The organism is Allobosea sp. (assembly GCF_048595345.1).
Lineage (GTDB): Bacteria > Pseudomonadota > Alphaproteobacteria > Rhizobiales > Beijerinckiaceae > Allobosea.
On record NZ_JBMDWH010000236.1, the window covers coordinates 1 to 19,553 of the forward strand.

21 protein-coding genes and 1 other RNA gene are annotated in these 19,553 nt (G+C 68.4%); 15 read left to right on the forward strand and 7 right to left on the reverse strand.

Annotated features, from left to right (window positions below):
• The 3 genes from ACOJTB_RS20630 to ybgF all read right to left on the reverse strand — a co-directional run.
• Positions 1–806: ATP-dependent metallopeptidase FtsH/Yme1/Tma family protein (locus tag ACOJTB_RS20630; RefSeq protein ID WP_420104396.1), on the reverse strand; the 806-nt coding region annotated here is incomplete at its 3' end.
• 123 nt (positions 807–929) lie between these two features.
• A complete protein-coding gene (tilS, locus tag ACOJTB_RS20635) occupies positions 930–1,982 on the reverse strand; it encodes a tRNA lysidine(34) synthetase TilS (protein WP_420104397.1) in 1,053 nt (350 codons plus the stop codon).
• Positions 1,979–2,887 (reverse strand): tol-pal system protein YbgF, encoded by a 909-nt coding sequence (gene ybgF, locus ACOJTB_RS20640; RefSeq protein ID WP_420104398.1) that lies wholly within the window; start codon positions 2,885–2,887, stop codon positions 1,979–1,981. The genes tilS and ybgF overlap by 4 nt, the downstream gene beginning before the upstream one ends.
• A gap of 153 nt (positions 2,888–3,040) precedes the next feature.
• Here ybgF and ssrS point away from each other — a divergent pair.
• From ssrS to ACOJTB_RS20660, 4 genes are all read left to right on the forward strand, one after another.
• A non-coding RNA gene (gene ssrS, locus ACOJTB_RS20645) (6S RNA) lies at positions 3,041–3,198 on the forward strand.
• Positions 3,199–3,205: 7 nt separating this feature from the next.
• Complete coding sequence (locus ACOJTB_RS20650; protein WP_420104399.1) at positions 3,206–3,799, forward strand: 5-formyltetrahydrofolate cyclo-ligase; 594 nt, start codon at positions 3,206–3,208, stop codon at positions 3,797–3,799.
• 201 nt (positions 3,800–4,000) lie between these two features.
• Positions 4,001–4,825: a TIGR00282 family metallophosphoesterase gene (locus ACOJTB_RS20655; protein WP_420104400.1), complete on the forward strand. Its 825-nt coding sequence runs from the start codon at positions 4,001–4,003 to the stop codon at positions 4,823–4,825.
• Between the two features lie 99 nt (positions 4,826–4,924).
• Positions 4,925–5,668: a YebC/PmpR family DNA-binding transcriptional regulator gene (locus ACOJTB_RS20660; protein WP_420104401.1), complete on the forward strand. Its 744-nt coding sequence runs from the start codon at positions 4,925–4,927 to the stop codon at positions 5,666–5,668.
• Between the two features lie 50 nt (positions 5,669–5,718).
• Here ACOJTB_RS20660 and ACOJTB_RS20665 read toward each other — a convergent pair whose 3' ends face one another.
• Positions 5,719–6,498, reverse strand: coding sequence for a sulfite exporter TauE/SafE family protein (locus ACOJTB_RS20665; protein ID WP_420104402.1), 780 nt, complete (start codon positions 6,496–6,498; stop codon positions 5,719–5,721).
• Positions 6,499–6,674: 176 nt separating this feature from the next.
• On the opposite strand from ACOJTB_RS20665, the gene ruvC reads away from it, so the two are divergent.
• Genes ruvC through ruvB form a run of 4 tightly spaced genes read left to right on the forward strand, consistent with a single transcriptional unit; the run spans position 6,675 to position 9,399 of the window.
• The gene (ruvC, locus tag ACOJTB_RS20670; protein ID WP_420104403.1) at positions 6,675–7,190 is read left to right on the forward strand and encodes a crossover junction endodeoxyribonuclease RuvC; all 516 of its coding nucleotides are present in this window, start codon (positions 6,675–6,677) and stop codon (positions 7,188–7,190) included.
• 6 nt (positions 7,191–7,196) lie between these two features.
• The gene (gene ruvA, locus ACOJTB_RS20675; protein WP_420104404.1) at positions 7,197–7,814 is read left to right on the forward strand and encodes a Holliday junction branch migration protein RuvA; all 618 of its coding nucleotides are present in this window, start codon (positions 7,197–7,199) and stop codon (positions 7,812–7,814) included.
• On the forward strand, positions 7,811–8,350 hold the full coding sequence (locus ACOJTB_RS20680) for a GNAT family N-acetyltransferase (RefSeq protein ID WP_420104405.1): 540 nt from the start codon (positions 7,811–7,813) through the stop codon (positions 8,348–8,350). The genes ruvA and ACOJTB_RS20680 overlap by 4 nt, the downstream gene beginning before the upstream one ends.
• Positions 8,347–9,399 carry a Holliday junction branch migration DNA helicase RuvB gene (gene ruvB, locus ACOJTB_RS20685; RefSeq protein ID WP_420104406.1) on the forward strand — a complete coding sequence of 351 codons (1,053 nt, stop codon included), beginning with the start codon at positions 8,347–8,349 and terminating at the stop codon, positions 9,397–9,399. The genes ACOJTB_RS20680 and ruvB overlap by 4 nt, the downstream gene beginning before the upstream one ends.
• A gap of 29 nt (positions 9,400–9,428) precedes the next feature.
• On the opposite strand, the gene ACOJTB_RS20690 is transcribed toward ruvB, so the two are convergent.
• Complete coding sequence (locus tag ACOJTB_RS20690) at positions 9,429–9,938, reverse strand: hypothetical protein (RefSeq protein ID WP_420104407.1); 510 nt, start codon at positions 9,936–9,938, stop codon at positions 9,429–9,431.
• Between the two features lie 139 nt (positions 9,939–10,077).
• On the opposite strand from ACOJTB_RS20690, the gene ybgC reads away from it, so the two are divergent.
• From ybgC to tolB, 7 genes are all read left to right on the forward strand, one after another.
• On the forward strand, positions 10,078–10,482 hold the full coding sequence (ybgC, locus tag ACOJTB_RS20695) for a tol-pal system-associated acyl-CoA thioesterase (protein WP_420104408.1): 405 nt from the start codon (positions 10,078–10,080) through the stop codon (positions 10,480–10,482).
• A gap of 54 nt (positions 10,483–10,536) precedes the next feature.
• The gene (locus tag ACOJTB_RS20700; protein ID WP_420104409.1) at positions 10,537–11,196 is read left to right on the forward strand and encodes a TetR/AcrR family transcriptional regulator; all 660 of its coding nucleotides are present in this window, start codon (positions 10,537–10,539) and stop codon (positions 11,194–11,196) included.
• Between the two features lie 92 nt (positions 11,197–11,288).
• A complete protein-coding gene (locus ACOJTB_RS20705) occupies positions 11,289–11,741 on the forward strand; it encodes a DUF2852 domain-containing protein (RefSeq protein ID WP_420104410.1) in 453 nt (150 codons plus the stop codon).
• Between the two features lie 386 nt (positions 11,742–12,127).
• Entirely contained in the window at positions 12,128–12,838 is a 711-nt protein-coding gene (gene tolQ / locus ACOJTB_RS20710) for a protein TolQ (RefSeq protein ID WP_420104411.1), read from the forward strand.
• Positions 12,839–12,849: 11 nt separating this feature from the next.
• Positions 12,850–13,299, forward strand: a complete 450-nt coding sequence (tolR, locus tag ACOJTB_RS20715; protein ID WP_420104412.1) for a protein TolR — start codon at positions 12,850–12,852, stop codon at positions 13,297–13,299.
• 31 nt (positions 13,300–13,330) lie between these two features.
• Positions 13,331–14,539 (forward strand): cell envelope integrity protein TolA, encoded by a 1,209-nt coding sequence (gene tolA, locus ACOJTB_RS20720; RefSeq protein WP_420104413.1) that lies wholly within the window; start codon positions 13,331–13,333, stop codon positions 14,537–14,539.
• Complete coding sequence (gene tolB / locus ACOJTB_RS20725; protein WP_420104414.1) at positions 14,536–15,894, forward strand: Tol-Pal system beta propeller repeat protein TolB; 1,359 nt, start codon at positions 14,536–14,538, stop codon at positions 15,892–15,894. The genes tolA and tolB overlap by 4 nt, the downstream gene beginning before the upstream one ends.
• Positions 15,895–16,176: 282 nt before the next feature.
• On the opposite strand, the gene ACOJTB_RS20730 is transcribed toward tolB, so the two are convergent.
• A complete protein-coding gene (locus ACOJTB_RS20730) occupies positions 16,177–18,825 on the reverse strand; it encodes a methyl-accepting chemotaxis protein (RefSeq protein ID WP_420104415.1) in 2,649 nt (882 codons plus the stop codon).
• 239 nt (positions 18,826–19,064) lie between these two features.
• Positions 19,065–19,469: a rhodanese-like domain-containing protein gene (locus ACOJTB_RS20735; protein WP_420104416.1), complete on the reverse strand. Its 405-nt coding sequence runs from the start codon at positions 19,467–19,469 to the stop codon at positions 19,065–19,067.
• Positions 19,470–19,553 lie beyond the last annotated feature (84 nt).

Consider the following 19,553-nt stretch of genomic DNA (forward strand, 5'->3'; position numbering starts at 1 on the left):
AGGCCGGCGCCGCGATGGCGGCCGACCGCGTCGATCTCGTCGATGAAGATGATGCAGGGCGCGTTCTTCTTGGCCTGCTCGAACATGTCGCGCACGCGGCTGGCGCCCACGCCGACGAACATCTCGACGAAGTCCGAGCCCGAAATCGTGAAGAACGGCACATTGGCTTCACCCGCGACGGCGCGCGCCGTCAGCGTCTTGCCGGTGCCGGGAGGGCCGACGAGCAGCACGCCGCGCGGAATGCGCCCGCCCAGCCGCTGGAACTTCTGCGGATCGCGCAGGAATTCGACGATCTCGGTCAGGTCTTCCTTCGCCTCGTCGATGCCCGCGACATCCTCGAAGGTCACGCGCCCATGCGCCTCGGTCAAAAGCTTGGCCTTGGACTTGCCGAAGCCCATCGCCCGCCCGGCGCCGTTCTGCATCTGGCGAGACATGAAGATCCACAGGCCGATGAAGATGACGAAAGGCAGCGAATTCAGCAGCAGCGCCATGAACCAGGGAGTGCCTTCGGCCGGCGCCTTAGCGGAGACCGTGACGCCCTTCTGCGCAAGGGTCCGCAGCAGAGTGGGATCGCCGTAAGGCGCGTAGGTCACGAAGCTGCGGCCATCCGAGAAGGCACCGGTGATCTCCTGCCCGGCGACCACGACGCTCGAAATCCGGCCGGACTCGGCTTCGTTGATCAGCTGGCTGTAAGGGATCTCGTTGCTGTTCGTGCGCTGGCCCTGTTGCTGGAACGCGGTGACGAGCGCCAGAACCAGCAGGAAGAGCACCACCCAAAGGGCGAAATTGCGGAAGTTCGGATTCATCACCAGTCCGATCGGGCCTGCCGGGACCAACCGGAAGAGGCCTGGATTTCACTGCACAGCAATCTAGGTGCGACACCGCCCCTTGCCAAGAGAAACGCAGGGGAAACCGCATCGCCCGTCAAACTATGATGTCGCAGGGTGAATGCCGCGCCTGCGCGGCCCTTCGGCCCGAATCGTCAGCACACCCTCTCGATCGAGCGAAAGGATACAGCCCGATAATGTCCGCCGCATGGCGAGCCGCCCCCGCAGAGCCGGCAGCAGGGCGGCCGCGCAGGCCTCCAGCCGCTCGAGCCGGGGTTGGTCGCCGCCACCCCCCGTTTCGCGCAGCGCGGCCCCGAGCACCCGCAGCAGGATCTCCTCAGGTTCGTCGGCGATCGCCTCGAGCGCGAGCCGCGTCACGCCTTCGACGCTCGGGGAGAGCCTCGCCCTCGCCAGCGCCGTGTCGGCCGCCTCGCACAGCGCCTCCTCCTGCCGCGCCAGCCTGCGCGCCAGCAACCCGAGCCGGCCCGCATCCAGCCCGTGCTCGGCCAGGAGCGGGGCGAGCGCGCGCCAGCGCACGCGCTCAAAGCGGCGGTCGGCGTTGCTCGGATCCTCGACGAATGGCAGCTGCCGCGCCCGCAGGGTCGCGATCAGCCGCGCCTTCGGGATGCCGAGCAGTGGCCGCGCGATCTGCGCCGCACCTCGCCGGCTGCGTCCGCGCATGCCCGCGAGCCCGCTCGGCCCCGACCCATGCGCCAGCCGCATCAGCACCGTCTCGGCCTGGTCGTCGAGCGTGTGGGCGGTGACGATCACCGCGCCGCCGAGGCGGGACGCTTCCTGCGTCAGGAGGTCGTAGCGGGCGCGGCGCGCTTCATCCTGCAGCGCGCTCGCCGGCTTGGGCCCCTCCCAGCGCAGCGTGACATGGTCGACGCCGAGGGTTGCGCTCAATTTGCCCACCGTCTCGGCTTCCACGCCCGCTTCCGGCCGCAAGCCATGATCGACGGTCGCCGCATGCAGGCGGGGCCGCCCGGGCCCGTGCGCCCAGTCGCTCAGCAGGCACAGCAGCGCCGTCGAATCCGGACCGCCCGACACCGCGCAGAGGAGACGGGCCTCGCCCGCCAGATCGTGGAACAGCGCCTCGGCCTCGGCGGGGCCGATCGGCGTGTGGCTGGCAGTGGCGGCGGGGGCCGCGATCAAGCGCAGCCGGAGCGCCGGCGCTCGCGATCCACCGCGCTGCGCACCGAGGTTGAGGCCTGGGGGTAGTCCACGCCGACCTTGGCATAGGTGGCGCAGGCCTGCTCCTTGGCACCGAGCCCGTTCAGCGCCATGCCGAGCCTCAGCAGGCTGTCCGGGGCCTTGGCCGAGCGCGGCGACTCCTTCGAGATCTTCAGGAACTGCTCGGCCGCCTCGCGGTAGCGCTGCCGCTGCATGTAGCTCTCGCCCAGCCAGTAGGTGGCGTCGATGGCGAGCCGGTCGCGCGGATAGGCCTGAAGGAACTGGCGAAAGCCCATCTCGGCCTGCTCGTATTCGCGTCGCTTCAAGGCGGCGAAGGCGGAATCGTAGGCGTCCTTGGCCGTGGCCGGGCCGCTGGCGGCGGCGACGCTCTGCCCGCGCGGCGCCACGGCGACGCCGTTCTCGACCGGCCGGCCGACGCCTTGCAGATCGAGCGGCTGGCCCATCGCCGGGCCCTCCTCCGCGATGATGCCGGCGATGCCGCCATCCAGCCCCTGCGGCGCACCGGCGGCACCCTGCCGGGTCGCGGGATCGAAGGCGTCGCTGCGACGCTGGCGCTGCGGCGCGCCCGTTCCGGCAGCCGGCGGGGTCGCGGCCGGAGCCCGGGCACCGCCCTTCTCGTTCAACCGGAAATCCACATCCTGCTGAAACCGGCTGAGCTGATCGGTCAGCCGCTTGTTCTCGAATTGCAGCTGCTCGATCTGGCCCGACATCTGCCGCAGCTGGTTTTCCAGCCGCGTGACGCGCACGAGCAGATCGGCGGCATCCTGCGCAGCAGCAGGCAGGCTCGCGCCCATCAGGCCGGCCGCGAGCGCGAGGGCCGGCCAGGCGGGCCGGGCGAGAAAGCGGACGAGGCTGGTGCGGGTCATTGACAGACAATGTCTCCTGAAACGGGCGCTGCCTACCATATAGCGACGCTCAGCACGGCCAAAATATGAAACAAGGTGCCATGCGCGCAAATTTCCCACCGCCGCTCCGAGAACGCTCTGGCGCTTTGCCGGCGCGGCGCCTATCTTGCGATGGCGGGGCTGCCTGGTGCGTGAGAGACAGCATTCCCCGGGCCCATACGACTCCCTAGGGAGCTGTCCCTGACCGGATCCATCGGAACCGGACACACGGCGCCCACCTACTTTAGTAGGTGTCCCGGGATTCAAAACTCCACGGCCGAGGTGGCTCCGCAGCCTTTCATGACGAAGACGACGTCGCCAGACCTGTCCGCCGCCTCGCAGCAGGCCCGCAAAGCGGCGCTGCGTCAGGCGGCTCTCGCGCGCCGCGACGCGATCGATCTCGACGACCGGCTCGAAGCGGACCAGGCCATCGCCGCCCATGCGCTCGCCTTGCCCGTCTGGGGCGAAGGCGGCCCGGTTTCGGCCTATTGGCCCATGCGCTCGGAAGCCGATCCCCGGCCGATCCTCGAAGACCTCCATCGCCTCGGCCTGCCGCTCTGCCTGCCGGCCATCGTCACCGGGCGAATGATCTTCCGCCGCTGGGCGCCCTATGAGCCGATCGTGCCCGGGGGCTTCGGCACGCTCGTCCCGCCGGAGAGCCAGCCCGAGACCGCGCCGCGCATCCTGTTGGTGCCGCTGGCCGCCTTCGACCGGCGCGGCTACCGCATCGGCTACGGCAAGGGCTATTACGACCGCGCCCTCGGCGAACTCGGCCCCACCGTCAGCATCGGCCTCGGCTATGCGGCGCAGGAAATCGACGCCGTGCCGGACGAGCCGCACGACCGGGCCCTCGACTGGATCGTGACCGAGCGCGAAACCATCCGCTGCGGTTGATTCCGCCGGGCTTTCGCGCCACGGAGAGACAGAGAGCGGCAGACAAGCCGCCCTCATCCTGAGGAGCGGACGCCAGTCCGCGTCCCGAAGGATGCTCCAGGAGGCTCCCGAACCATCTGGATCATCCTTCGAGACGCGCCTTCGGCGGCTCCTTAGAATGAGGGCTCGCGAAGCTGGGGGCTCGATCCGGCCGGAGTCCTCATGCGTCTTCTCTTCCTCGGTGACATCGTCGGCCGCCCCGGCCGGCTCACGGTGCAGGAACGCCTCCCGGCCCTTCGCGAGGCCTGGAAGCTCGACTGTGTCGTCATCAACGGCGAGAATTCCGCCGGCGGCTTCGGCATCACCGAGGCGATCTGCGACGAGATCCTCGCGGCCGGCGCCGATGTCGTCACGCTCGGCAACCATTCCTGGGACCAGCGCGAGGCGCTCGTCTTCATCACCCGGCAGGATCGCCTGGTGCGCCCCGCCAATTATCCGCCCGGCACGCCCGGCCGCGGCGCGGCGGTGGTCGAGGCCCGCAACGGCGCCCGGGTTCTGGTGGTGAACGTGATGGGCCGGCTGTTCATGGACGCGCTGGACGATCCCTTCGCCGCGGCCGAGCGCGAACTCTCCGCCTGCCCGCTGGGCGAGGTCGCCGACGCGGTGGTCGTCGACGTCCATGCGGAGGCGACGAGCGAGAAGCAGGCCATGGCCTATTTCCTGGACGGCCGGGCCAGCCTCGTCGTCGGCACCCATACCCATGTCCCCACCTCCGACACGCGCATTCTGCCGGGCGGCACCGCCTACCAGTCCGATGCCGGCATGTGCGGCGATTACGATTCGATCCTCGGCATGCAGAAGGACGAGCCGGTGCGCCGTTTCCTGCAGAAGACGCCGGGTGCCCGCCTCGAACCGGCGACCGGCGAAGGCACGCTCTCGGGCGTCGCGGTCGAGATCGACGATGCCACCGGTCTGGCGAAAGCAGTCTGGCCCGTGCGCATCGGCCCGCATCTGGGCGAGGCCCTGCCCGGCCCCTGGCTCCCCTGAGCGCGCGCGCCGCTTGCGTGCCGGCGCGGCCGGCGCCTATAAGGCCCCGCTTCCAGCAGCGTTTCCATCCGCAACCTCGCAAGAAGGCAACGGAGTCCCATGGCCGGCCATTCACAGTTCAAGAACATCATGCACCGCAAGGGCAAGCAGGATGCGGTGCGCTCCAAGCTGTTCTCGAAACTGGCCCGCGAAATCACCGTCGCCGCCAAGATGGGCATGCCGGACCCGAACATGAATCCGCGCCTGCGCATGGCGGTGCTGGCCGCGCGCGCCGAGAACATGCCCAAGGACAACATCCAGCGCGCCATCAACAAGGCGACCGCGGCCGAAGGCGAGAATTATGACGAGGTCCGCTACGAGGGTTACGGCCCCGGCGGCGCCGCCGTCATCGTCGAGGCACTGACCGACAACCGCAACCGCACCGCCTCGGCCGTCCGCTCCTACTTCACCAAATCGGGCGGCGCGCTCGGCGAGAGCAACTCCGTCTCCTTCATGTTCAACCGCGTCGGCGAGATCACCTATCCGCCATCAGCCGGCGACGCCGACAAGGTGATGGAAGCGGCGATCGAGGCTGGCGCCGACGATGTGATCACAGACGAGAACGGCCACACCATCCTGTGCGCCTTCGACAGCCTGAACGAAGTCTCGAAGGCGCTCGAAGCCTCGCTCGGCGAGGCCTCCTCCGCCAAGCCCGTCTGGCGGCCGACGACCTCCGCCCCGCTCGACGAGGACAAGGCCGCCTCGATGATGCGGCTGATGGAAGCGCTCGACAATGACGACGACGTCCAGAACGTCTTCGCCAATTTCGAGATTTCCGACGAGATCATGGCCAAGCTGGGCTGAGTCGGGCTGTCTGTCTCGGCCCTCATCCTGAGGAGCCGTGAAACGCGGCGCTACCGCCCCAGCAGCCCGTCCCACAGCGGCAGGCTGACCAGCGCGCTCAGGAAGATCACCGCATAGGCGATGCGGCGGAAGGTGATCTCGCTCGCCAGCCGGAAGCCATGTGTCCCCGCCCACATGCCGCAGCCGTAGACCGCCATCAGCGGCAGCGCCGTGGTCAGCGCGGTCACGGTCAGGATGCCGCTCCGCCACAGGATCGCGCCGCTGACCAGCGTCGAGACCCCGAAGAAGGTCTGGAGATTGGCGCGGGTCTTGTGCCGGTCGTTGCGCTGCGCGCCGAGCCAGAACACGGCGAGCGGCATCCCGCCGATCGAGGCCATGCCGTTGAAGAGCCCCGACAGCGCCCCCACCCCCAGCGAAAGCGGCACGCCCGGCCGCCCGTGATAGCGCCAGCCCGACGCCATCAGCGCGACCGCCAGGAAGATCAGCCCGGCGAGAATCCAGCGCATCGTCTCCCGGTCGAGCCAGATCAGCAGCCAGATGCCGGCCGGCAGCGCCAGCGTCGCGGTCAGCAGCAGAGGCGCCACCTCACCCCACTCCGCCTGCCTCGCATTGCGCAGCGCGATCGGCAGGGCGAAAGGCAGATCGATGAACCAGATCAGGCCGAGCGCCGCGACCGGCCCGAGCACGACCGAGGCGAGCGGCATGAACACCATCGCGAAGCCGAAGCCGGTAAAGCCCCGCACGATGCCGCCCAGCAGTGTCGCGCCGACGAGAACCGCGACACCTTCTGCGGAGAGGCCCGGAAAGAGGAAGCTGAGGAGGGCGGTCATGCGGGCCGATGCGGCGGAGGGAAGCGATCTCGCTTCAACAGCCTGATGCGACCGGCGACAACCCCCGTCGGGTTGATGCGAGCGATGAACGGGTTTGATCGGTCAGGCGCGATTGGAAGGGGATCGTTAGGGGTCGGCATGGAACAAAGCGTGTCCACAAGCTAGGTTGCCGCCTCATGGCCCCACCGATTCGCATTCTCGGCATCGACCCCGGACTTCGCAAGACCGGCTGGGGCGTCGTCGTCTCGGAGGGCAGCAAGCTCTCCTTCCTCGCTTGCGGCTGCATCGAGAGCGATGGCGCGGCCCCGCTCGCCGAACGCCTGCGCCAACTCCATGACGGGCTCCAGCGCGTCATCGCGACCCAGAAGCCGCATGAGGCCGCGGTGGAGGAGACCTTCATTAACCGCGACCCGCAATCGGCCCTGAAGCTCGGCCAGGCGCGCGGCATCGCCCTCGTCGTGCCGGCGCTGGCCGGGCTGGATGTCGCCGAATACGCCGCCAATCTCGTCAAGAAGACCGTGGTCGGCGTCGGCCATGCCGACAAGAAGCAGGTGCAGGCGATGATCCGCGTCCTGCTGCCCAAGGCCGAGACGAGCTCTGCCGACGCGGCGGACGCGCTCGCGGTCGCGATCTGCCACGCCCAGCATCGCGGCATGCGGGCGCTCGTGGCGCAGATGAAGGTGGCGGGGTAGGCGGCGATGATCGGCAAACTCAAGGGGTTGATCGATTCCTATGGCGAGGATCACGTCATCATCGACGTGCAGGGCGTCGGCTATGTCGTGCAATGCTCCTCGCGCACGCTGCAGCGCCTGCCGGGCCCCGGGGAAGCCGCGGTGCTGTCGATCGAGACCCATGTGCGCGAGGATGCGATCCGGCTCTACGGCTTCATGTCCGATGCCGAGCGCGACTGGTTCCGCCTGATGCAGGTGGTGCAGGGCGTCGGCGCCAAGGTCGCGCTCGCCATCCTTTCGACGCTCGATCCCGGCGGGCTCGCCACCGCGATCGCCACCAATGACAAAACCGCCATCGCCCGTGCCCCCGGCGTCGGCCCCAAGCTTGCCCAGCGCCTCTGCGCGGAACTCAAGGACAAGGCCCCCGCCTTCGGCCATGTCGATCCGCATCTCGCCCAGCTTTCCGGTGCGATGGAGGAGAAGAAGCTGCCTCAGCCGATCGCCGATGCCGTCTCGGCGCTCGTCAATCTCGGCTATCCGCAGGCGCAGGCCATGGCCGCGGTCGCGGCTGCGGCGAAGGCGGCGGAAGACGGGGCCGGCACCGCCCAGCTCATCCGGCTCGGCCTGAAGGAATTGGCGAAATGAGCCGCCAGCCCACTCTTCGACACGGCAAGGGACCGGCAGTGGTCGCAGATGCGGACCCGGCGAGCTTCGAATTGCGCGAAGTCACCGACAAGAGCGAATTGCTGGCCATCATGATGGCGGCCTGGGGCTCGCACAGCATGATGATCGACCTGCATGTCTACGACGTCGCCGAGATCGATGCGCTCGGCCTCTTTGCGCCCGACGGCAGCACGGCCGCGCTGGCGAGCTGGACGATGCGAGGCGACAACGCCTATCTCTGCGCGCTCCATTCGCTGAAGCCCGGCGAAGGCGTCGCCATCCGCATGCTGGAATCGGTAATCGAAGCCGCCCGCAAAGCCGGCGCCCGCAAGCTCAAGGCGATGGTCACCAACGACAACATGCCCGGCCTCACCCTTTATCAGCGCCGCGGCTTCCGCCTCTCGGGGCTTTATCTGGAGGCGATCGACGCCTATCGCTCGATGGTGCCGACGGTCATCGAGACGGGCTACAAGGGCATCCCCATCCACGACGCGCTGGAACTGGAGATCGCGCTGTGAGCGACCCCAAGCGCCCCGGCCTCCTCTCCGCCGAAAAGCGCGACGACGACGGCGAGACCTCGCTGCGGCCGCTCTCCCTGTCGGATTTCACCGGCCAGGCGGCGGCACGCGCCAATCTCCAGGTCTTCATCAACGCTGCCAAGAGCCGGGGCGATGCGCTCGACCACGTCCTCTTCGTCGGCCCGCCGGGGCTCGGCAAGACCACGCTGGCGCAGATCGTGGCGCGCGAGCTCGGCGTCAATTTCCGCTCGACCTCCGGGCCGGTGATTGCCAAGGCCGGCGATCTCGCCGCCCAGCTCACCAATCTGGAAGAGCGCGACGTGCTCTTCATCGACGAGATCCACCGCCTCAACCCGGCGGTGGAGGAAATCCTCTATCCGGCCATGGAGGATTACCAGCTCGACCTGATCATCGGCGAAGGCCCGGCCGCCCGCTCGGTCAAGATCGACCTGCCGAAATTCACCCTCGTCGGCGCCACGACCCGCGCCGGCCTTTTGACCACGCCCCTGCGCGACCGCTTCGGCATCCCGATCCGCCTGCAGTTCTACACGGTGGAGGAGTTGCAGGGCATCGTCGCGCGCGGCGCCCGCGTGCTCGGCGTGCCGATGTCGGATGACGGCGCCAACGAGGTCGCCAAGCGCTCCAGAGGGACGCCGCGCATCGCCGGGCGCCTGCTCCGGCGCGTGCGCGATTTCGCCATCGTCGACGGCGACCCGATCGTCACCCGCAAGGTCGCCGACAAGGCGTTGTCCCTGCTGGATGTCGACCCGATCGGCCTCGACCAGATGGACCGGCGCTATCTCACCACGGTCGCCGTCAACTTCGGCGGCGGCCCGGTGGGGATCGAAACCATCGCCGCCTCGCTCTCCGAGCCGCGCGACGCGATCGAGGAGATCATCGAGCCCTTCCTGCTCCAGCAGGGCTTCATCCAGCGCACCCCGCGCGGACGCCTCCTCACCCCCCACGCCTTCCGCCATCTCGGCATGCCCGAGCCCTCGCGGGAAAGCGCGCAGTTCGGGCTTTTCGGCGGGGAGGAGGACGAGGCCTGAAGCCCTGGCCTCCCTCCCCGAAAGAGGGATCAGCGACGCGCGATTTTCGAGCGCATCATGGCCGGGCGGGCGCCGGCGTCGTTCAATGCGCCGGATTTCGCCGCTTTCGGATTGCCGATCGGCCTCATCCCTTCACCGGCCGTGCGGGTGGTCGGCCGCTCCCGCGCGGTCTGGCGCTGCTTGGCGGCGAGCGCCTTGCGCGCAAGGCTGCGTTGGCTCGGCGCCTTCTGCTTTTGCGCCCGCCGTGTGCTCTCGGCGCCGATGCGCTTCAGCGCGGCCGTCAGGGCATCGGCTTTCGCTTTGGTCCCACTGTTGTCGCTCACGGCGCGCGCGCCCCTCGGCTCGGCCTTGCCGCGCATTTCGCGCTTCTGGCGCCGCGCCGCATCCCGCGCCTTGTCGCGACGCTGGCGCAGCTGCGCGCCCAGCTCCCGCAACTCCTGATCGGAGAGCGTGACGATCGTGCTCCTTTGGGTGCGCTCGACGAACTCGGCTTCGGTCTTGTCCAGCAGCCTCGCGGTCGCCTTGGTCGATTGAGCCATGATCGGCCTCCTTATCGTTACTGACCTTTGGGCAACGCCACGTCGCGGTCAGCCGTTCCGGGAGAAATCGTCGCAGGCGCGGCTCTTCCCGAGCGAAAGCGCCATGGACTAAGGCTTCAGGACGGGAGAAAAGCGCCTGATGAACCAGCCCCACACCCTGCCCGTCCGCGTCTATTACGAAGACACCGATTTCTCCGGCGTCGTCTATCACGCCTCCTATCTGCGCTTCATGGAACGCGGCCGGACGGAACTGATCCGGGCGCTCGGCGTCGAGCAGCGCGAGTTGTTCGACGGCGAGACGGCCCTGGGATTCGCTGTCCGCAAGATGACGATCGATTTCCTGCGGCCTGCCGTGATGGACGATCTGCTGACGGTCGAGACCCGCTCGGTCGAGGCGCGCGGCGCCACCATGGATCTGGAGCAGCGCGTGCTGCGCGGCGAGGAGGTGCTGGTGACGGCTGAGGTCAAGGTCGCCTGCGTCGGCGGCGGCCGGGCCCGCCGTATTCCGGACGGGTTGCGCAAGCGGCTGATGCTCGGCGAGTAGGGCCCTCTGCCGAATCCATCGACGCGCCAGCCGCCCCATGTTAGCGCTCCTCACATGAGCTGGAAGCGCGACCGCCCCGAAACGCCACGCGGCTATCACCATGGCAATCTCAAGGAAGAGCTGGTCAAGGCCGCGCTCGGCCTGATCGGCGAAAAGGGCCCCAACGGCTTCACCTTCGCCGAGGCTGCGCGTATGGCCGGCGTGAGCCCCGCCGCGCCCTATCGCCATTTCCGCGACCGGGACGAGCTGCTGGCCGATGTCGCCACGCGCGGCTTCGAGGCTTTTCAGCAGGCTCTGTCCAGGGCCTGGGATCAGGGCCGGCCCGACCCGGAGGCCGCCTTTCACCGGCTCGGCCGGGCTTATCTGACCTTCGCGCATGACGAGCCGGCCTATTATTCGGCGATGTTCGAAGCCGGCGTGCCGCTGGATGCCAGCCCCGCCCTGCGCGCCGCCGCCGACCGGGCCTTCGCCGATCTGCGCCAGGCGGCCGAGGCGCTGATCGCGAGACTGCCGGCCGGCAAGCGCCCGCCGGCGCTGATGATGGCGCTGCACATCTGGGCGATGTCGCACGGCATCGCCGCCCTGTTCGGCCGCGCCGATGGTGGCCGCCGCCCATTGCCGATGTCAGCGGCCGAACTGCTGGAGGCCGGCATGCTGATCTACCTTCAGGGCCTCGGCCTCGCGCCCGGCCAGGCCTCGCCCCCCTCCGCCTGAAGCAGCCTGCGCATCCGTCTTGACAAGCGGGCCCCTCGCGCCCACATATGTAAATGTGATTTACATTCACGTCGGTCACCCGGAGGAGGACAATGCCGATCGTCGCCAAGCTCGATGAATACGGAAAGGGAGCCTGGATCGCCTTCGCGATTCTCGGCTTCGTGCTGTGGTGGCCGCTGGGTCTGGCGACCCTGGCCTTTACTTACTGGAGTGGACGCATGGGTTGCGGATTCAGCGGAGACCGATACGAGCACCGGATGAGCCGGCTGCAGGCCAAGATGGACCGCATGCGCGAGCGCATGGGGGGCCGCGAGGGCTTCGGCGGCGGGTTCGGCGGCTGGGGCCGCGGCCCCTCCAGCGGCAACCACGCCTTCGACGAGTATCGTCAGGAGACGCTGCGCCGCCTGGAGGACGAGCAGAAGGAGTTCCAGGACTTCCTCGCCCGCTTGCGCATGGCCCGCGACAAGGCCGAGTTCGACCAGTTCATGGCCGAGCGCCGCAACAACCCGCCGGCCGAGCGCCCGGCCCAGCCCGACGCGGCTTGAGCCCGCGCCGTCGAGCAGCTGAGATCGTCGCGCGTCCGAAGAGACGCGGTCACGATGCCCTCGGATCATGCTGGAGAGAAACGAGAGCCCGCCCCGGCATCCGGGGCGGGCTTTTGCATGCCGGCCTATCCGCGAAAGCCGCCCCTCGTATACCCGACATTAACCTTGCCGGGAGCTTAACTCGATGCGGAGCATGTGTTCCGTGGGAAACCCCGTTTCGGCCCATCTTTCGCCGGATTCGCGCGTGAAAGAGGGGGCACGGCATGTCCCCGGATCGCAAAACGGGCGGCGGCGTGGGTCTCCCGCGGCGCGAGCGGCGGGGTTTGGACCGGAGCCATCCGACAGGTGGGCTCCCTGACGCGCCGCCTGGTTGGAAGGATGACAGGATGAACCCCGCGGATGTCGCGCAGGCCGCGCCGCAGATCGACATGTCGTTCTGGACGCTGTTCTGGCACGCCCATATCGTCGTCAAGCTGGTGATGATCGGGCTGATCGGCGCCTCGATCTGGTGCTGGTCGATCATCGTCGACAAGACGCTGCTCTACCGTCGCACCCGCCGGGACATGGATGCCTTCGAGGAGGTTTTCTGGTCCGGCCGTTCGCTGGAGGAGCTTTACCGCGACCTCGCCAGCAAGCCGGTCAACGACATGGCCGCCGTCTTCGTCGCCGCGATGCGGGAGTGGAAGCGCTCCTTCGAGAATGGCGGGCGCTCCGTCGCCAGCCTGTCGCAGCGCATCGACAAGGTGCTGGACGTCACCATCCAGCGCGAGACCGAGCGCCTGGAGTCGCGGCTGCTGGTGCTCTCCACCATCGCTTCGGCGGCCCCGTTCATCGGCCTGTTCGGCACGGTCTGGGGCATCATGACCTCCTTTACCGCCATCGCCGTCTCCAAGAACTCGTCTCTGGCCGTGGTCGCGCCGGGCATTGCCGAGGCGCTGTTCGCCACCGCCATCGGCCTCTTCGCCGCCATTCCGGCGCTCATCGCCTATAACCGCCTGCAAGCCGACGTCGCCAAGGCCCAGGGCCGGCTGGAAGGCTTCGCCGACGAATTCTCCGCGATCCTCTCGCGGCAGATCGACGAACGCATGGCCGCGTGAGGATCTGACCGATGGGAATGTCCGCAGCAGCAGGTGGCCAGGGCGGAGGGCGCCGGGGCCGGCGCTCGCGCCGCCACCGCGCCATCGCCGAGATCAACATGACGCCCTTCATCGACGTCATGCTGGTGTTGCTCATCATCTTCATGGTCGCCGCGCCGCTGATCGCGACCGGCGTGCCGCTCGATCTGCCGCAGACCGGCGCCAAGCCGATCAATGTCGACCAGAAGCCGGTGACCGTCGCGATCGACAGCAAGGGCCAGATCTTCCTGCAGGACGAGCCGACGCTGGAGCCGGATCTCGCCTCGAAATTGCAGGCTCTGTCCAAGCAGGGCTTCGACGAGCGCATTTATGTCCGCGGCGACAAGCAGGTCGATTACGGCCGCGTCGCCTCGGTGATGTCGACGATCACCGCCGCCGGCTTCAAGCGGGTCGCACTGGTGACCGAGCCGAGCGCCCGCTGAACCCCAAAGGAACGCCGAGGACATTCGTCGCGTGAAGCTTTCGACCTCCGAACCTGGCTGGCTGGTGTCGGCGCTGGGCCACACGACGGCGCTCGTCGTGGGGCTTTTGGCGTTCTCGTCGCCTGCGCCGCTTCCGGAGCATCAGGAGGCGATCGCGGTCGAGCTGGTCGACCCGAATGCGCTGAATCAGGTGACGCGCGGCGAGCGCAACGCCGAGAAGGTCCAGGAGAAGCCGCAGCCGCGCGCCGAGCGCCAGTCCGAGGCGGTCGAGCGCAAGGAGGCCGGCGAGGCCAAGGTCGATACCCCGGCCCCGCCCTCTCGGCCGGTCGAGTTGAAGACCGCCGACGACAACGCCTCCGCCCCGCTCCCGCCCGCCCGCCCGGTCGAGCAGCCCAAGCCCGAGGTCAAGCCGCCCGAGCCGGTCAAGCAGCCCCCGCAGAAGAGCGAGGCCGCCGCCGCCCGCGAGGCCGAGCAGAAGCGCGAGGAGCTCGCCAGGCTCGCCGCCGAGGCCGAACTCGCCTCCAAGGCCAAGCAGGCCGAGGAGGAAGCCAAGGCCGCGGCCAAGGCGAAGGCCGAAGCCGACGCCCAGCAGGCCAAGGCTAAGGCGGAGGCCAAGGCCAAGGCCGACGCGCTCGCCAAGGCGGAAGCCGAGAAGCTGGCGAAGCAGCAGGCCGAGGCCGCGGCCAAGGCCAAGGCGGAGGCCGAGCAGAAGGCCAAGCTCGCCGCCGAGGCGAAGGCCAAGCAGGAGGCGGAAGCCAAGGCGAAGCGCGAGGCGCAGATCGCCAAGAATTTCAACGCCAGCGACATCGAGCGCCTGCTGCAGTCGAAGGAGAAGGCCCAGTCCACCGGCTCCTCGGCGCCGCAGATCAACCGCACCGCCTCGCTCGGCACCCAGACGGGCTCGTCGCAGAAGCTCAGCCCGTCGCTGCGCGCCCAGCTCGTCGGCATCATCCAGGACCAGCTCCTGAAATGCTGGAACGTGCCGATCGCGCTCGCCAATGCGCGCGGCGGGGCCAATGTCGTTCCGTCAGTCCGCATGAAGCTCAACACGGACGGCTCGCTCGCCGGCCAGCCCGGCGTCATCAACTCCTCCGCCGATCCGCTCTTTCGTGTCGCCGCCGACTCGGCGCTGACCGCCACCCGCCGCTGCGCGCCTTTGCGCATCCCGGCTCAATTCGCCGCCTATTACGACGACTGGCGCGATGTCGTCGTCAATTTCGACGCAAGGGACGTGCTGTGACCGGACGTGCTGTGACCCTGATCGACCGCAACCCCCTCCCCTTCCTCACGGCAGCGCCGACCCGGCGCGGCCTGCTCGCCATGGCGGGCGCGAGCCTGCTCGTCCCGGCGGCAGCGAAAGCCGAGCTGGTGATCGACCTGCGCGGTGGCACCTTCCAGCCCATGCCCATCGCGATCGCCGATTTCGCTGGCGAGGGTGGCATCCTGGTGTCCGGGGTCATCACCAACAATCTGAAGCGCTGCGGCTACTTCCTGCCGGTCGACAAGGCGCGCTTTCCCGAGAAGAACCCGCCTTTTGACGCCGCTCCGCAGTTCCAGGCCTGGCAGGCATCGGGCGTGCAGGCTCTCGTCACCGGCCGCGTCTCGCGCGATGCCGGCCGCATCCGCGCCGAGTTCCGCCTCTGGGACGTCGCCACCGGCACCCAGACCGATGGCCAGCAATATTTCACCGATCCGAGCAATGCCCGCCGTGTCGGCCATATCATTTCCGACGCGATCTTCTCGAAGGTCACCGGGCTCGGCGGCTTCTTCGACACCCGCGTCGTCTTCGTCGACGAGTCCGGCACCAAGGAGAACCGTCGCAAGCGCCTCGCCATCATGGATCAGGACGGCGCAAATGTGCGCTACCTCACCAATGGCGACATCTCGGTGGTGACGCCGCGCTATTCGCCGGTGAGCCAGGAGGTGGCCTTCATGACCCAGCGGCTCGGCGAGCAGCCACGGGTACAGGTGTTGAACATCGAGACCGGCCAGCGCCAGATCGTCGGCAACTTCCCCGACATGACCTCGAGCCCGCGCTTCGCCCCCAACGGCCAGCGCGTGGTGCTCTCGCTCCAGCAGGGCGGCAACGCCAATCTCTACGCCATCGATATCGGCTCTCGCACCACGCAGCGCCTGACCTCGACGGCTGCGATCGATACCTCCCCCTCCTATGCGCCGGACGGCTCCAAGATCGTCTTCGAGAGCGACCGCGGCGGCTCGCAGCAGCTTTACGTCATGGGGGCCGGCGGGGGCGAAGGCCAGCGCATCTCCTTCGGCCAGGGCCGCTATTCGCAGCCGAGCTGGTCGCCCCGGGGCGACCTGATCGCCTTCACCCGCCAGAGTGCGAATGGCTTCGGCATCGGCGTGATGCGCCCCGATGGCTCGGGAGAGCGCATCCTCACCGAGGGCTTCCACAACGAGGCGCCGAACTGGGCGCCGAACGGCCAGTACATCATGTTCTTCCGCGACCCGGGCGGCGAGACCGGCGGCAAGCTCTACATGGTCGACATCACCGGCCGTGTCGAAGTCCCTGTCCCCACCCCCGCCTATGCCTCGGACCCGACCTGGTCGCCGCTGCTCGGCGGCGGGCGCTGAGCCGACCCGTCACGCATTGCAAGAGCCGCCCGGAGCGATCCGGGCGGCTTTTTGCTGGGGTTGGCGTTGATGCGCACCGGTCGGTGGGGTGATGCAGATGACGGAGCGCCGCCCCATCACCAGACGCGAGAGCGTACTGGTTTTGCACGGAACCAGACCGTCATCCCGGACAAGCTGCGAAGCAGCGCCGCTCCGGGATCCATCGCAGGGCGACGGAGCCTTCCCATGGATCCCGGGGCAAGCCCCGGCTGACGGGGTGTTTCCGCGAGAACCCAGCGTACTCTAAAACTCTTCCCAGCCATGGTCGCTGCCGCCAGTGGCGACCTTGCGCGGCGCCGGCCGAGGCGGCTCGACGGGTTTGGCGGCAGGCCGGCGCGGGGCAGGCGCGGTGCTGAAGGCGGCGGCGGCCATCTCGCGAAGCCGGGCCGGCTCGTTCGGCGCGGCCGGCAGCGCCGCACCATGGGTGCGGAACCCTGCGACGAGATCGTTGAGCTGGCCGATGCGGTCGGAGAGGGCATTGGCCGAGGCTGCACTCTCTTCGGCGAGAGCGGCGTTCTGCTGAGTCATCTCGTCGAGATGCGCCACAGCCTGGCTCATTTCGTCGATGCCGTTCGATTGCTCGCCGGATGCGGTCGAGATGTCGGCGATGGTCGCCGCCACCTTCTGCGACGCGGCGAGGATCTGGCTGAGCTGCTCGCCGGCCTGGCGCACCAGCTTCACGCCGCCCTCGACCTCGCTGTTGGAGGAGGAGATCAGCGCTGCGATGTCCTTGGCGGCCTCGCTGGAACGTTGCGCGAGGGTCCGCACCTCCGAGGCGACGACGGCGAAGCCCTTGCCGGCATCGCCGGCGCGCGCCGCTTCCACTGCCGCGTTGAGGGCGAGCAGGTTGGTCTGGAAGGCGATGTCGTCGATCACGCGGATGATATCGGAGATCTTCTGGGAGGCGCTCTCGATCCGGGCCATGGCCTCGACGGCCTGGCCGGCGATGGCGCCGCCCGACTGCGCCGACTGCATCGCCTCCTCGGCGATGCGCGCCGCCGCCCGCGAATTCTGGGCCGAAGCCTTGACGCTCGCCGCAAGCTGTTCGGTCGTCGCCGCCGTCTCCTCCAGCGAGCTCGCCTGCTCCTCCGTGCGCTTCGACAGGTCGTCGGAGCCGGTCTTGATCTCGCGCGACGCCAGGCCGACATCGGCGGCCGTGCTCTGGATCGTCGCCACCGTCGCCGAGAGGCGATCGACCGTCTCGTTGATGCTGCGGCTGAGCGAGCCCAGCACCCCGGCATGATTCCCGGTGATCTGCCGCGTCAGATCGCCCTTGGCGACGGCGGCCATCACCTCGGCGAATTCGCCGGTCGCCTGCTCGACCAATGCCGAGACATTGTTGAGCCCGGTAGCGATCTCGCGCACGAAACCATCCTTGCCCGCAAGGTCGAGCCTGCCCGAGAAATCGCCCTGCTGCGCCGCGGCCACCACGGCGGCGACCTGCGCCTCGCCGAGCAATTCTTCCGTGACGTTGCGCCAGATCATCGTATGGCCGACGCGCTCGCCATCGGCTTGATAGATATAGGCCAGATCCACGAGGATGACCTGCCCGTCGATCGCGTAGCGCAGCCGCCGCTGTATGCCGTCATCGACCAGAACATCGCGCTTCAGCTGCGAATTGGTGCGGTAATAGTCGATATGCCGGCCCATCATCGCATCGACGGAGAAGGATGGGTCGCCCTGCCGGAACACCGGCTCGAGCCGCCTCAGCGTCGCGGTCAGTGCCTCGCTGATGAAGATCACCTTTTCTTCGGGATCGGTGATCATCAGCTGGGTGGGCGACTGGTTCATCGCCGCGATGGTCAGCGCGGTGCGCCCGGCATCGGTCTGGGTACGTTGCAGCGCCTGGGCGATCTCGCCGATCTCGTTGGTGAGCTCGACATGCGGCACCGGGCTCTGGAAGTCGTTTTCGGCGAAGCGCCGCAGCGTCGCGATCAGGTCGGCCATCGGGCGACGCACCGAGCGGGCGAAGCTGAGCGCCACCGCGATGGCGATCAGCGCGCCGACGCAGGCGATCAGCCCGTCGCGCTGGGCCTTGCTCGTCATGCCCTCGACGCGGATGCCGATCAGCCGCTTCATCTCGCCATTGGCCGCTTTCCAGAGGGCGTCGGTCGCGCGGGCCAGCTCCTCGTCGCTCCAGTCGAGCTCGGCCAGACCGACCTTGAGCGCGCTGCCGGACATCACGGCCGCGCGCGTGGCGTCGACGAGCCTGGAGCTGGTATCGATGGCGGCGAAGAAGGCGCGGGAAGGTTCTGCGAGACCCTTCTTCACCAGCCCATCCTCGTTCCCGGCGATGCCCGAGGCCATGGATGAACGGACGGCGGCCAAGGCGAGATCGATGCGCGTATCGGCCCGCACCAGCGCATCCCGCTCCGTCGCGCCCGGCTTGCCGCCGGCGACGAAGAGATGCATGGCGGCGGCCAACTGCGCGCGGGCGAGCGCGAATTCGGGAATACGGACCGTAACGAGGTCCATCATGTAATAGGAATCGACATCCGGATCGAGCGTGAGGTTGGAGCCGTCGGCCACCTTCTGGATCGCTGACTGGCCGGTGGCGCCCGCCTCCATGACGCCGCCTGGCGAGGTCAGCGCCTTGCGGAACGCCGCGACGGCCTCCTCGGCCTTGAAGTCGCGGATCATGGCGTCGAAATCGCCCCCCTCGGGCAGGGGCTTGCGAAGCGATTGCGGCTGCAGAAGCTGGGCATAGGACGGCCAGACCTGCTCGATCACGGCGGCGCCCTGCAACTCCTTGGAGGAGAAATCGACGTCCTTGCGCACGGCCTGAACGAAGAGCAGGCCCAGATGCAGCATGGGTAGCAACATCAGAGCCATGATGACGCTGATCTTGGTCCCGATCGTCCAGCCGACGGGATTGAGCCGATAGGAACGCATGCAAGGTCTCCACAGGCCGGTTCGGACGCCGGCGCCTGACGGCGGAAATTAACCCTGAGGAACATTAATAAATTGCGCTCGACGGCCATCTTTCCGCAGATGTCGGCGAGTATCCGCGGAGTTGCGCAACGGCATCGTCGATGGCGCCGGGTTGCGGCTTCGGGGCGATGGCCGCCCGCCGGCACCGCCGCAGAGCAGCATCGCGCGCCCGAGAGCGTGGGCGGCGACGCTTGCCCTTGTCAGGCGGCTTCGCCGTCGCGCGCCACCGCGAAGCCCTCGTCGAGCCACCCCGTGATGCCGCCGGCCATGATCTTGACCGGCCGTCCCAGCTCCGCGAGCCGCAGCGCCGCCTTGGCCGCCCCATTGCAATGCGGGCCGGCGCAATAGGTCACGAACACGGTCTCCTGCGGCCAGTGTTCCAGCTTCGAGCGCACGATCTTGCCCACCGGCAGATTGAGGGCGCCCGGCACATGGCCACGGGCGAACAGGGCCGGGCTGCGCACATCCAGCAGCACGAAATCGGGCTGCTTGGACAAGGCGTCGTGAACATCCCAGCAATCGGTCTCGAACGTGAACTCGGCGGCGAAATGGGCCCTCGCGAGATCGCTGGGTGCGGCGGGAACGGTGGTCACGGCGCTGGTCATGGTGGCTCCTGGTCGGCGTCGCCGCCCGCTTCTCCGGATGGGTCACGGCGACAGGCTGGTGGTCCGGGCATCTGAACCGGCCGC

What these genes read in the sequence shown, in the direction of transcription:
- ybgF (WP_420104398.1), bottom strand. Translation starts at nt 2,887, where the DNA reads ATGACCCGCACCAGCCTCGTCCGCTTTCTCGCCCGGCCCGCCTGGCCG.
- ACOJTB_RS20650 (WP_420104399.1), top strand. Translation starts at nt 3,206, where the DNA reads ATGACGAAGACGACGTCGCCAGACCTGTCCGCCGCCTCGCAGCAGGCC.
- ACOJTB_RS20655 (WP_420104400.1), top strand. Translation starts at nt 4,001, where the DNA reads ATGCGTCTTCTCTTCCTCGGTGACATCGTCGGCCGCCCCGGCCGGCTC.
- ACOJTB_RS20660 (WP_420104401.1), top strand. Translation starts at nt 4,925, where the DNA reads ATGGCCGGCCATTCACAGTTCAAGAACATCATGCACCGCAAGGGCAAG.
- ACOJTB_RS20665 (WP_420104402.1), bottom strand. Translation starts at nt 6,498, where the DNA reads ATGACCGCCCTCCTCAGCTTCCTCTTTCCGGGCCTCTCCGCAGAAGGT.
- ruvC (WP_420104403.1), top strand. Translation starts at nt 6,675, where the DNA reads ATGGCCCCACCGATTCGCATTCTCGGCATCGACCCCGGACTTCGCAAG.
- ruvA (WP_420104404.1), top strand. Translation starts at nt 7,197, where the DNA reads ATGATCGGCAAACTCAAGGGGTTGATCGATTCCTATGGCGAGGATCAC.
- ACOJTB_RS20680 (WP_420104405.1), top strand. Translation starts at nt 7,811, where the DNA reads ATGAGCCGCCAGCCCACTCTTCGACACGGCAAGGGACCGGCAGTGGTC.
- ACOJTB_RS20690 (WP_420104407.1), bottom strand. Translation starts at nt 9,938, where the DNA reads ATGGCTCAATCGACCAAGGCGACCGCGAGGCTGCTGGACAAGACCGAA.
- ybgC (WP_420104408.1), top strand. Translation starts at nt 10,078, where the DNA reads ATGAACCAGCCCCACACCCTGCCCGTCCGCGTCTATTACGAAGACACC.
- ACOJTB_RS20700 (WP_420104409.1), top strand. Translation starts at nt 10,537, where the DNA reads ATGAGCTGGAAGCGCGACCGCCCCGAAACGCCACGCGGCTATCACCAT.
- ACOJTB_RS20705 (WP_420104410.1), top strand. Translation starts at nt 11,289, where the DNA reads ATGCCGATCGTCGCCAAGCTCGATGAATACGGAAAGGGAGCCTGGATC.
- tolQ (WP_420104411.1), top strand. Translation starts at nt 12,128, where the DNA reads ATGAACCCCGCGGATGTCGCGCAGGCCGCGCCGCAGATCGACATGTCG.
- tolR (WP_420104412.1), top strand. Translation starts at nt 12,850, where the DNA reads ATGGGAATGTCCGCAGCAGCAGGTGGCCAGGGCGGAGGGCGCCGGGGC.
- ACOJTB_RS20730 (WP_420104415.1), bottom strand. Translation starts at nt 18,825, where the DNA reads ATGCGTTCCTATCGGCTCAATCCCGTCGGCTGGACGATCGGGACCAAG.
- ACOJTB_RS20735 (WP_420104416.1), bottom strand. Translation starts at nt 19,469, where the DNA reads ATGACCAGCGCCGTGACCACCGTTCCCGCCGCACCCAGCGATCTCGCG.